Source organism: Staphylococcus argensis (genome assembly GCF_002902305.1).
In the GTDB taxonomy this organism is placed as follows: Bacteria; Bacillota; Bacilli; order Staphylococcales; family Staphylococcaceae; genus Staphylococcus; species Staphylococcus argensis.
In genome coordinates this window covers 344,314-355,651 of the sequence record NZ_PPPX01000011.1, presented here as the reverse complement: position 1 = coordinate 355,651, position 11,338 = coordinate 344,314, and the positions used below count along the sequence as shown (strand labels likewise).

Annotated in this window: 9 protein-coding genes and 1 pseudogene; 8 read left to right on the top strand and 2 right to left on the bottom strand. The window is 39.8% G+C overall.

The window, feature by feature from the left end:
• Positions 1-249 precede the first annotated feature (249 nt).
• The 5 genes from CD039_RS08590 (at position 250) to CD039_RS08575 (ending at position 5,112) form a co-directional block, all read left to right on the top strand.
• Complete coding sequence (locus tag CD039_RS08590) at positions 250-675, top strand: DUF4064 domain-containing protein (RefSeq protein ID WP_070502779.1); 426 nt, start codon at positions 250-252, stop codon at positions 673-675.
• 385 nt (positions 676-1,060) lie between these two features.
• Positions 1,061-2,605: an L-glutamate gamma-semialdehyde dehydrogenase gene (pruA, locus tag CD039_RS08585; protein ID WP_040805936.1), complete on the top strand. Its 1,545-nt coding sequence runs from the start codon at positions 1,061-1,063 to the stop codon at positions 2,603-2,605.
• Between the two features lie 131 nt (positions 2,606-2,736).
• Positions 2,737-2,910, top strand: a complete 174-nt coding sequence (locus CD039_RS11880; RefSeq protein WP_167386244.1) for a hypothetical protein — start codon at positions 2,737-2,739, stop codon at positions 2,908-2,910.
• 144 nt (positions 2,911-3,054) lie between these two features.
• Positions 3,055-4,434, top strand: coding sequence for an MFS transporter (locus tag CD039_RS08580; RefSeq protein WP_103371992.1), 1,380 nt, complete (start codon positions 3,055-3,057; stop codon positions 4,432-4,434).
• 156 nt (positions 4,435-4,590) lie between these two features.
• Complete coding sequence (locus tag CD039_RS08575; RefSeq protein WP_103371967.1) at positions 4,591-5,112, top strand: methylated-DNA--[protein]-cysteine S-methyltransferase; 522 nt, start codon at positions 4,591-4,593, stop codon at positions 5,110-5,112.
• A 176-nt stretch (positions 5,113-5,288) separates the two neighbouring features.
• Here the strand turns inward: CD039_RS08575 and CD039_RS08570 are convergent, their stop codons facing one another.
• Positions 5,289-6,458, bottom strand: a complete 1,170-nt coding sequence (locus tag CD039_RS08570) for a hydroxymethylglutaryl-CoA synthase (protein ID WP_103371966.1) — start codon at positions 6,456-6,458, stop codon at positions 5,289-5,291.
• Positions 6,459-6,558: 100 nt separating this feature from the next.
• Here CD039_RS08570 and CD039_RS08565 point away from each other — a divergent pair, with 100 nt between their 5' ends.
• From CD039_RS08565 to nhaC, 3 genes and pseudogenes are all read left to right on the top strand, one after another.
• Entirely contained in the window at positions 6,559-7,710 is a 1,152-nt protein-coding gene (locus CD039_RS08565; protein WP_103371965.1) for a thiolase family protein, read from the top strand.
• Between the two features lie 3 nt (positions 7,711-7,713).
• Positions 7,714-8,994, top strand: a complete 1,281-nt coding sequence (locus tag CD039_RS08560; RefSeq protein WP_103371964.1) for a hydroxymethylglutaryl-CoA reductase, degradative — start codon at positions 7,714-7,716, stop codon at positions 8,992-8,994.
• Positions 8,995-9,287: 293 nt separating this feature from the next.
• A pseudogene (nhaC, locus tag CD039_RS08555) lies at positions 9,288-10,742 on the top strand (Na+/H+ antiporter NhaC).
• A 217-nt stretch (positions 10,743-10,959) separates the two neighbouring features.
• Here nhaC and CD039_RS08550 read toward each other — a convergent pair.
• Positions 10,960-11,175, bottom strand: coding sequence for a sterile alpha motif-like domain-containing protein (locus tag CD039_RS08550; protein ID WP_002470888.1), 216 nt, complete (start codon positions 11,173-11,175; stop codon positions 10,960-10,962).
• Between the last annotated feature and the right edge of the window lie 163 nt (positions 11,176-11,338).

The following is an 11,338-nucleotide window of genomic DNA, read 5'->3' as shown; positions in this document are numbered from 1 at the left end:
AAGAATTAGTTGAGTGTGGCTACCTCAGCAAGGGAAAATAGTCAAAAAACGAATCTAACTATTGTCTCTTTAGTTGAAACGTAAAATAAGTGTAATTATGTAATTATTTAAACCTAATTATAAAGTAAATAGAATAAATTACAACGTAATATTCTGATAAATTTAGAGCTAATTGTTTTTGAATAAGCTGTATTATACAATAACAATGCATGGTGAATAATAAATATAAAATCACTAGGAGGAACTTGAATGAAAAGAGTTTGGGAGAAGATTCTAGTTTGGCTAGGACTACTCTTACAATTTGCGCTCATATTTATCTACGGGGTCATCGCACCTTTCATGAATGACGATAGCTTTAAATCTGAAATCAAGGATAGTATCAAAGAAGAAGTGAGCTCGGGTAAATTGTCCAACGCTGATATCAATTCAATCGTAAGTCATCTAAATGAATGGATTATCTATTTAATTGGATTAGCCATTATTGTTGCGGCAGTAGCTTTAATTACTGCGTTAATCATCAATAAATTACCGAAGACAGCAGGCGTGATATTTATCTTGCTTGCGATTGCAGCGGTATTGAGCCTCAATTTCATAGCGACACTGTTCTGGCTCATCGCTGGAATTATGTTGATTGTACGCCGCAATAAGCAGACAAAGCGTAAGGCGCGTGCATAATTTTTAAAGACGTCTAAAATACAAAATATTAATTAACACAAGACAATGTGACTGAGTGTATAACATGCTGAGTGGCATTGTCTTTTTTTACTCAAAAAATATGACGTGACTCATGTATTAAACCAAGTCAGAGAATGAACTTAAAAATTTGTGAGCCAACGCTAAATTTTTTCAACTTTTACAAAACAAAAATAAACTACGCTAAACTATTGCAGATAAAGCGTTTTACACCCGAAAGGTAATATTAAAAAGAGATGAAATCTTGGTAAATTTCTAAAAATTATTTGTAAGCGATTGCAATTATTAGAAAAGACAGATAAAATACATAGCAACAGTGGATATTTCCATTAAAGTTTTCTATTAACAGACATTGGGGGTAGAAATGATGGTAAGAGAATACAGAAGTGAAGCAGGAATCGATTTCTCTCAACAAGAAAATGTAGAATCATTCCAGCAAATGTTAAGTAAAGTGAAAGGTGAATTCAGCCAAAAAGTACCTTTATGGATCAATGGCGAAGAGAAATTCACAAAAGATACTTTCACTTCTATCAATCCAGCAAATACTTCTGAAGAAATTGCTGAAATTTCTAAAGCGACGAAGAAAGATGTAGATGCGGCATTTGACGCGGCTAATGAAGCATACGAGTCATGGCGTAAATGGCAACATCGCGATCGCGCAGAATTTATGTTACGTGTAGCTGCATTAATCCGTCGTCGTAAAGAAGAAATCGCTGCTGTAATGGTTTACGAAGCAGGTAAACCATGGGATGAAGCGGTAGGCGATGTTTGTGAAGGTATCGACTTTATCGAATACTATTCACGTTCAATGATGGAATTAGCGGATGGCAAACCTGTCTTAGACCGTGAAGGCGAACATAACCGCTACTTCTACAAACCAATCGGTCCTGGTGTCACTATTCCACCATGGAACTTCCCGTTCGCGATTATGACAGGTACAACTTTAGCGCCAGTTATCGCTGGTAACACTGTATTACTCAAACCTGCTGAAGACACAGTGTTAACTGCTTACAAGTTAATTGAAGTGCTTCAAGAAGCAGGCTTACCTAAAGGGGTAGTTAACTTCGTACCAGGTGATCCGAAAGAAATCGGTGACTATCTTGTAGATAGCGTTCATACGCATTTCGTTACATTTACTGGTTCACGTGCGACAGGTACACGTATCTTCGAAAGAGCTGCGAAAGTGCAAGAAGGTCAACAGTTCTTGAAACGTGTCACAGTTGAAATGGGCGGTAAAGATGCGATTATCGTTGACGAAGACGCGGACACTGATTTAGCTGCTGAATCTATTGTTTCATCAGCATTTGGTTTCTCAGGTCAGAAATGTTCAGCATGTTCACGTGCGATCGTGCATAAAGCGGTTCACGATGAAGTGTTGGAAAAAGCAATTAAGTTAACGAAAGACATTACATTCGGTAACACTGAGAACAATACTGAAATGGGTCCAGTAATTAACCAAAAACAATTCGATAAGATCAAGAACTATATTGAAATTGGTAAAAAAGAAGGTAAATTAGAACACGGTGGCGAGACTGAAGACGAAACAGGTTACTTCGTTCACCCAACGATCTTCTCAGGCTTGAAGTCTAAAGACCAAATCATGCAAGAAGAAATCTTCGGTCCAGTTGTTGGCTTTGTAAAAGTGAGCAGTTGGGAAGAAGCATTAGACGTAGCTAACGATACAGATTATGGTCTTACAGGTTCAGTGATTACAAATACACGTGAACACTGGTTACAAGCAATTGAAGATTATGATGTAGGTAACTTATACCTCAACCGTGGCTGTACTGCAGCTGTGATGGGCTACCACCCATTCGGCGGATTCAAGATGTCAGGTACAGATGCGAAGACAGGTGGACCAGACTACCTCATCAACTTCTTAGAACAAAAAGTCGTTTCAGAAATGTTATAATTTCGTGAACTTTAAAGCGTTCTAATCTCATATTAATCTAAACAAGTTAATATAAGTCTCAGTAAGGGCAGGGCACTATTAATGAGGTGTTCCTGCCCTTTCAATAGTAGAAAGTGTAGGAGGAACGCGAGATGAAACACCGTATATATTTGGTGTTAGCTATTGTTATCGGCATTGTCTATATCATACTGAGTGCTTTGTATCCTCATCTTGAGCGCGTGATGTGGTTTCGTACCATTTTATTCGTGGCTTTTATCTTTTTTGCGTTATTTATATTGAGTGGTGGTAAAGGTAAAGGCAAATGAGATTGATGATGTGCTTTTAGTAAAAGGAAAGAGAAAGCACATTTTAACTAAATAAGTCTGAAAATTCGGTTAAATTTATTTCGAAAATGTATACACAATGCTACAATTTAGTTATAAGTTAAGGGGTTAAAGGGGATGTTTGTAATGACAGCATTATCTAGTAAGAGAAAGCAGCGTAGTTTGATCATAGGGGTGATGTTATCAATACTAACGTACTGGCTATTTGCGCAAGCATTGCTCAATATAGGGCCTCAAATACAATCAACGTATCATGCCTCTCTCAATATCGTGAACATTTCTGTCAGTTTGACTTCCTTCGTGACTGGCGTCTTGATGGTTGTGGCTGGGAACGTGGCGGACAAGTTAGGGAGAGTGAAGATGGTTTATCTCGCGCTCATCTTAAATGTTATAGGTTCGCTACTGCTCGTTCTGACTGGCTACATTAGTTTGTTCCTACTTGGTCGAGTGATTCAAGGTTTCTCAGCTGCAATCATTATGTCGACGACGATTGCTTTGTTCAACGATTACTTCGACGGTGAGGCACGTAAGAAGGCGCTAAGTTACTGGTCGATTGGTGCGTTCGGTGGTACTGGCTTTGCTTCTACCTTCGCGGGCTTAATTTCAACTTATCTCGGTTGGCAATACATCTTCATCCTATCTATTGTGATTTCTATCGTGGCCTTTTGGTTGTTAAAGGACATTTCTGATACACAACGCCAGCGCGATACTCGTGCACATTTCGACTTGGTGGGGTTAGTGATCTTTATCGCGATGATTGCCAGCGTCAGTTTCGTGATTACGCAAGGTTATAAGATGGGCTGGACGCATCCATATTCATTAGCTTGCTTGCTCATATTTATAGTGAGTGTGGGTCTATTTATCTTTGTAGAACAACGTCGGGCAGAACCTTTTATCAATTTACGATTATTTAAAAATAAAGCCTTTGTCGGTGCAGTTATTGCGAACACATTATTGAATACTTGCGTGGGTGTCATCGCCCTTATTAATATTTTTGCGCAAGGTAGTTTGAAATTGAATTCGTTTCAAGCTGGACTGCTCACTCTGCCATACGTTATTGCTTTGTTGATTGTGGTGAGAGTGGGGGAGAAAGGAATTAATCGCTTTGGTTCGAAAGTCATGATGGTGGGTGGCCCAACACTTTCTGCGATAGGTATCGCTTTATTGAGTATGACGTTTCTCAACTCATCTAGCTATCTCGTACTCGTAATTATCGCGAGTGTGTTGTTTGGTACAGGCACAGGATTGTTTGCTACACCAGCTTTAAATACTGCGGTTTCAACGACGCCTCAAGATAAGGTGGGTGTTGCTTCAGGTATTTTTAAAATGGGATCCACACTTGGCGGCGCATTCGGTATCGCAATCATTACTTCTGTTTATGAAGGCGTGCTTTCAACTGGTAAGTCGGTTACTCAAGCAGCAAGCTATGGCTTTCTCACTGGTGTCTTAATGGTTGTGATTGCTATTATCGTAGGTGGATGTTTACTACCTCGAAAAGAGAACTAATGAGTGCAGTAATGATGAATTTTGTCTTATTTTCCAAAGTTGCAGTAACTTAAAAAAGCTCCAAGAATTCCAGATAGAAACTCTAAAAGTGAAATTTTACAAACAGTAGACGAATAGGCTATGATAGAGAAAATGATTTGAGAGATGAGGAATACTATGCAATATCTAACATACTATCAATCACCTATAGGACAATTGACGTTAACTTCTGATGGCAGTGCTTTAACAGGCGTATGGCACGCGAATCAACAAGATTTCGCAGATCAGTTTAATGATAACTTTGAAGAAAGTGACTTGCTGGTCTTTGCTAAAGCACGTAAGTGGTTAGACGCTTATTTCAAAGGTGAACAACCAGAGATCTATTTCGAATTAAATCCACAAGGGTCAGAGTTTAGGCAACAAGTATGGCATTATTTGCGTCAAATCCCGTATGGCAAGACGGTCACGTATAGTGAAATCGCTAAAGAAATCGCGCGTTTAAGAGGTAAACAGAAGATGGCAGCTCAAGCGATAGGTGGAGCGGTAGGAAGTAACCCTATATCTCTGATTGTGCCTTGTCACCGTGTAGTGGGTAAGAACGGTAATTTGACCGGCTACGGTGGAGGCTTGGATGTTAAGATGCAGCTTCTAGAATTAGAGGGCGTAGATTTAGGTGATTTCTATTTGCCGACGAATTAAATGAAAGGATAGGAATGGTTGTATGAAGTGGATTAACGATAACTACCGCTCCTGTTAAACATAATAAAGCCGCACGATAATGTTGTCATTATTGTGCGACTTTAAGTCATCATATCTCAGTGGCGCAGTGAATCTGTGTAGTGGATGAGGCTTACCCTTATCCAGTGAATATTAAATTATTTTAAGGTATTATAAGAGCGGATATGATCTTCGATGTGATCTAAGTAGAATGCGCCTTTAGGTGTTTCTACAAGCTCTGTGTCGTGATCAAATTCCAAGTTGTCAAAGCGTTTGAAGAAGGATTCATACTCTTCAACTGACAATGCTTTTCGGTTGTTCATTAAAGCTTTATGTTCATCAATTGCTAAAGCATCACGATAACCTTCGACAAGTTTACCAGAGAAGAATTCACCTACTGAACCTGAACCATAACTGAAGAGACCAATTATTTGGCCAGCTTCTAGATCATGTGTTTCTAATAATGAAATGAGGCTGAGGTAGAGTGAACCTGTGTAAATGTTACCAACGTAACGATTGTAATATGTTGCTGCATCGTATCCTTCTGTAAGACGTTTCTGAGTTTCATCTGAAATCTCATCTGTTAAGATGGATTCAAGCGCTTTTTTACCCATTTTAGTAAATGGAACATGGAAACATAGACTCGCAAAGTCATCTAAAGAATGATTATAGCGCTGAGCATACGCTTTCCAGCTTTCTTGGAAAGAGTGAATATACGCATCTTTAGATAATTTACCAGCAACGAGTGGATACATATGGCCAGTCGGTCTCCAGAAGTCATAGACATCTTCAGTAAATGGCACAGCATCATCATTAAGTTCCAGAATGCGTGGGTTGTGGCTGAGCATCATTGCTACAGCACCAGCACCTTGAGTAGGTTCCCCGCCTGATTCGAGTCCGTAACGTGCAGTATCACTAGCGATGACAAGTACTTTCTCATCAGGACGTTGTTGGAGGTAATCTTTAGCAAGTTGGATGGCTGGTGTAGCGGCATAACAAGCTTCTTTCATTTCAATACAACGAGCGAAAGGTTGAATACCTAGCAAGTTGTGAATTTGAACGGCAGAGGCTTTCGCTGAATCAATTGCTGATTCAGTGGCTACAATCACCATAGAAACCGCTTTCTTATCATCGTCTGAAAGAATATCTTTCGCTGCGTTAGCACCCATTGAAACGATATCTTGACTTACAGGGCTTACAGCCATCTCTGTTTGGCCTATGCCTTTCAAGAATTTGTTTGGATCAACGCCGCGTGCTTCAGCTAATTCTGCCATATCAACGTAGAATTGTGGAATGTAAAAGTTTATTTGATCTATACCGATAGTCATGATGTATCGACCCCTTTCTTATGTAAAAATAGCAATTGTATCATATCAAAATACAACCTATAAATACAGTAATTACAAAGTAAACAAAGGAGAAATTTATATGAGTAATATCGCTATTGTTAGTGCGAAACGTACACCCATAGGGAGATTTAAAGGTAGATTGCGTAACTATAACGCAGTAGAACTAGGAACGAAAGCATTGAGTGCAGCTATTGAAAGTGCCAATGTTAAATCTGAAGAGATTGAACAAGTCATCTTCGGTAACGTGCTACAAGCAGGTCTCGGACAGAATACAGCGCGTCAAATTAGTATTGCGTCTGGCATACCAGAAACTTCACCAGCGATGACGATTAACGAAGTATGTGGTTCAGGTCTTAAAGCCATTATTCTAGGTAAGCAACTCATTCAACTTGGCGAAGCGAAAGTCGTAGCAGTAGGGGGCGTTGAAAGTATGACTAATGCACCGAAGCTGTTATTAGGGGAAGACGAGAAGCCAGTTGAAAGTTTCATGCATGATGGTTTAACAGATGCTTTCCATAACGTGCCAATGGGCGTAACTGCTGAGAAGATTGCTGATAAATATCAAGTATCACGTGAAGCACAAGATACTTTCGCTAACAACTCACAACAAAAAGCAGCTCAAGCTACTGAAGCAGGCAAATTCAAAGATGAAATCGTGCCTCTTGAAGATGCTGATGGCGAAATGATGACGACCGACGAAGGTATCCGTGGTAATAGTAGTGTAGAAAAGCTTGGCACACTCAAGACGATCTTTAAAGAAGATGGCACTGTAACAGGAGGTAATGCTTCTAGTATTAATGACGGTGCGTCTGCGCTCATCTTGATGGATGCAGATTATGCGAAAGAGAACGGTTATGACATCTTAGGTCTTATCGGAGATTACTCAGAAGTCGGCTGCGATCCAGAGATGATGGGTTACGCACCATATCATGCAGTTTCTCACTTATTAACTAGAATGAATAAACAAATGACAGATATCGATGTTGTTGAAATGACTGAGGCATTCGCTGCACAAAGTATTCCGGTTAAAGAACATTTGGGTATTCCTGATGAGAAATTTAACCTTCATGGTGGTGCGATTGCTTTAGGACACCCTATTGGAGCGAGTGGAGCTCGTTTAGTGACAACACTAGTGAATATATTATCTCAAGAGGATAAACATTCAGGTATCGCAACAGCTTGTATCGGTGGCGGCTTAGGCATCGCATTACATGTGGAAAGAGGAGAGTAGTTTATGAAGCCTTTAGATAAATCATTTCGACATTTATCGCGTGAAGATAAGCTTGAGATGTTAAAGTCATACGGTTGGTTGAACGACGATGATTACGCTACGTTGAAAAATTATGCCACGATTAACGAAGATGTAGCGAACAGTTTAATTGAGAATGTAATTACGCAAGGCGCACTACCAGTTGGTTTGCTGCCACAAATTGATGTTGAAGGTCAATCTTACGTTGTACCGATGATGGTTGAAGAACCTTCTGTAGTCGCTGCGGCAAGTTATGGTGCGAAGCTCGTTAACCGCACAGGCGGATTTAAAGTCGTATCTAGTGAGCGCTTAATGATTGGCCAAATCGTCTTTGATGGTGTCGAAGATACAGAAGCTCTAGTAGAACAAATCAATCACTTTGATCATCAGATTAAACAAATTGCCGATGAGGCTTACCCTTCTATTCTAAAAAGAGGGGGCGGCTATCGTCGCTTTGAAATTGATACGTTCCCTGAACAGCAGTTACTCTCATTGAAGATCTTTGTGGATACGAAAGATGCGATGGGCGCGAACATGTTGAATACAATGTTAGAAGGTATCGCAGCATATCTAAAAACTGAAATTCCGGACAGCGGCATCTTGATGAGTATCCTATCCAATCATGCGACTGCTTCTGTCGTTCATGTACGAGGCGAAATTGCAGTAGATGATTTAGGAAAAGGTGAACGAAGCGGTGAAGAAGTAGCGCGCCGAATGGAACGTGCTTCTGTACTCGCTCAAGTCGATCCTCATCGTGCTGCCACACATAACAAAGGTGTGATGAATGGTATTCACGCTGTTGTCTTAGCTACAGGAAATGATACACGCGGTGCTGAAGCGAGCGCACATGCGTATGCTAGTAAAGATGGGCAGTATCGTGGAATTGCGACTTGGAAATACGATCAAGAACGCCAGCGTTTAATCGGTGACATCGAGGTGCCGATGACGTTAGCAACAGTCGGTGGTGGAACGAAAGTCCTGCCAATAGCGAAAGCGTCGTTAGACCTACTGAACGTGTCGTCAGCTAAAGAGCTAGGCGAAGTCGTAGCTGCGGTAGGTCTTGCTCAGAACTTTGCGGCGTGTCGTGCATTGGTATCAGAAGGCATCCAACAAGGACATATGAGTTTACAGTATAAATCTTTAGCGATTAGTGTCGGTGCTCAAGGCGAAGAGATTGCACAAATTGCTGAGTACTTAAAGCAAGCTGATCGAGCAAACACTCAAGTTGCTGAAGATAAGCTCAAAGAAATAAGATCACAACAATAATAAGAATAGTGAATGAGGGGTAGTCGTTATGTAATAAAAGCAATTAGCGTACTATCCCTTTTCTTATTACAAACGATTTGAAAAGGTTATAAATAAGTTCACAAATTTTTATTATTTTCAGCCCACCCCTTTATATCCTTATCAGAATCACTTCATACAGAATTGATAAAGTGAAATCATTATTTATTTTGCATGTAAGAAGTTGCAAAATTCAATAAATGAGTTATGATATTTTGTAAGCGTTGACACATTTAATTTTTAAATGATCAACGTGGAACAAAGGGGTGTAAGAAATGTCAAAGGATAAGAAGGAAAAGAGTGAGAAAGTTAAGAAGAAAATAGGGGTACCTTCTGCTTTACTCACACTCGCAATAATGATTGGTACTATGCTCTTCTCAGTAGCAGTGCTCGGTAAAGAGCCACATATTCCGCTCATGATTGGTACTGCTACCGCGATTATCGTAACGATGTTTCATGGTTATGATTTCGAAGAAGTAGAAGAGATGATGTACAAAGGTATTCGTCATGCGTTACCAGCCATTGTCATTATTATGTTAGTCGGGCTAGTTATCGGATCTTGGATTGGCGGCGGTGTCGTAGCGACGATGATTTATTATGGTTTAAGACTGATTAATCCTACATATTTCTTAGTTGTAGTTATCATACTCTGCAGCGTGGTTGCACTAGCGATTGGAAGTAGTTGGTCAACGATGGCCACAGTAGGTGTCGCTTGTATGGGTATCGGTATTAGCATGGGAATTTCATCTGGTATGGTTGCAGGTGCAGTCATTTGTGGCTCCTACTTTGGTGACAAGATGAGTCCACTTTCAGATACGACTAACCTTGCTTCAGGCTTAACAGAGGTCCCATTATTTGAACACATCAAGCATATGTTCTACACCACGATTCCCGCTATTGTCATCACCTTAATTGTTTATTTCTTTATAGGTTTACAATACGGAAATCGTAACTTTAACAGTGGTAAGATCAACAAGATTCTCAATACGATGAATGACAACTTTACGATTACGCCATGGCTATTGCTTGTACCAGCCATCGTTATCATTCTTGTTGTATTGAAAGTCCCAGCTATTCCAGCGATTTGTGCAGGTGTAATCTTAGGGTTCTTCTCACAAATCTTCATCCAATGAGATTCCCTTACAGATGCACTAACAGCATTACAAACAGGCTATTCTATTCACACTGATAACCATATGGTCAATGAACTCTTTAACCGTGGTGGTTTAGAAGATATGTTCTACACCATCTCGTTAACGCTTGTAGCGATGACCTTTGGTGGTGTGCTTGAATATTCTGGTATGCTTGCTGCTTTAATCAATGTTATTTTAAAATTTGCGAAGCGCACAGGTTCACTTATCGCATCAGTTATCGTGTCATGTATCGGTACGAACTTCACTTGTTCAGAACAATATATTTCAATCATCGTACCGTCACGCATGTTTGCGGATGCATTTAAGTTGAAAAAATTACATGCGAAGAACCTTTCACGAGCGCTTGAAGATGGTGGAACGTTAACGTCAGTGTTCGTTCCGTGGAATACATGTGGGGTGTTTATTGCGACGACATTAGGCGTATCTGCAGGAACGTACGCACCGTTTGCCATCTTGAACTATATTGTACCAGTTATTTCTATTATATATGGTTATACTGGATTTAAGATTGTGAAAGACAAGACTGCTAAAGTTGAAAATCCTGAAGGCTTAGAAGAACATTTAGAAACTAGATAGTCAGTCTAAAAAGCGTTAAGACCTTACTTAAGTCATTAGCCAACTCAGGTATAAAGAATTGTATTGTTACGGGAGAGAAACTTCGGAATCTCATTGATTTCAGTTTGTCTCCCGTTTTTTGTATATAAAAAAGGGGAGAAAGTACGTTAATGCACGAACTTTCTCCTACGCATCATGAGGTGATGGCAAGCCTATATCTCATGAAATACTATGGCTACTACATGAGGACGAATTGGCTAAATAAGTCTAAGGCTCTCTTAGTGATACTGAGCAACTCAGTATCAGTCCAATTGTGTTCACGACAATATGTCAAGATGCTTTCTGGATCAGAAACATTTTTAGGGAAATTGACATCTTGATTAATCTCATCAGCCAATTCACCTAAAGGCGTGTCATCACCTAGAAAGTTCTGCATAAAATCGTAGAAAGTCATACATCACCTCTTCTAGAGCCACAAGTCATTATACCATAATCTATATTTGGTATTAAACACATTCATGTAATTGTCAATTTTAATACTTGGTTGAAAAGGGTAGTGGGAAATCAGACTCACCACATACCTGACAATAATCATTAATAATAAGGAAAGAAATTGA

Coding starts and splice junctions, on each gene's coding strand:
- CD039_RS08590 (WP_070502779.1), top strand. CDS start 250: ATGAAAAGAGTTTGGGAGAAGATTCTAGTTTGGCTAGGACTACTCTTA.
- pruA (WP_040805936.1), top strand. CDS start 1,061: ATGGTAAGAGAATACAGAAGTGAAGCAGGAATCGATTTCTCTCAACAA.
- CD039_RS11880 (WP_167386244.1), top strand. CDS start 2,737: ATGAAACACCGTATATATTTGGTGTTAGCTATTGTTATCGGCATTGTC.
- CD039_RS08580 (WP_103371992.1), top strand. CDS start 3,055: ATGACAGCATTATCTAGTAAGAGAAAGCAGCGTAGTTTGATCATAGGG.
- CD039_RS08575 (WP_103371967.1), top strand. CDS start 4,591: ATGCAATATCTAACATACTATCAATCACCTATAGGACAATTGACGTTA.
- CD039_RS08570 (WP_103371966.1), bottom strand. CDS start 6,458: ATGACTATCGGTATAGATCAAATAAACTTTTACATTCCACAATTCTAC.
- CD039_RS08565 (WP_103371965.1), top strand. CDS start 6,559: ATGAGTAATATCGCTATTGTTAGTGCGAAACGTACACCCATAGGGAGA.
- CD039_RS08560 (WP_103371964.1), top strand. CDS start 7,714: ATGAAGCCTTTAGATAAATCATTTCGACATTTATCGCGTGAAGATAAG.
- CD039_RS08550 (WP_002470888.1), bottom strand. CDS start 11,175: ATGACTTTCTACGATTTTATGCAGAACTTTCTAGGTGATGACACGCCT.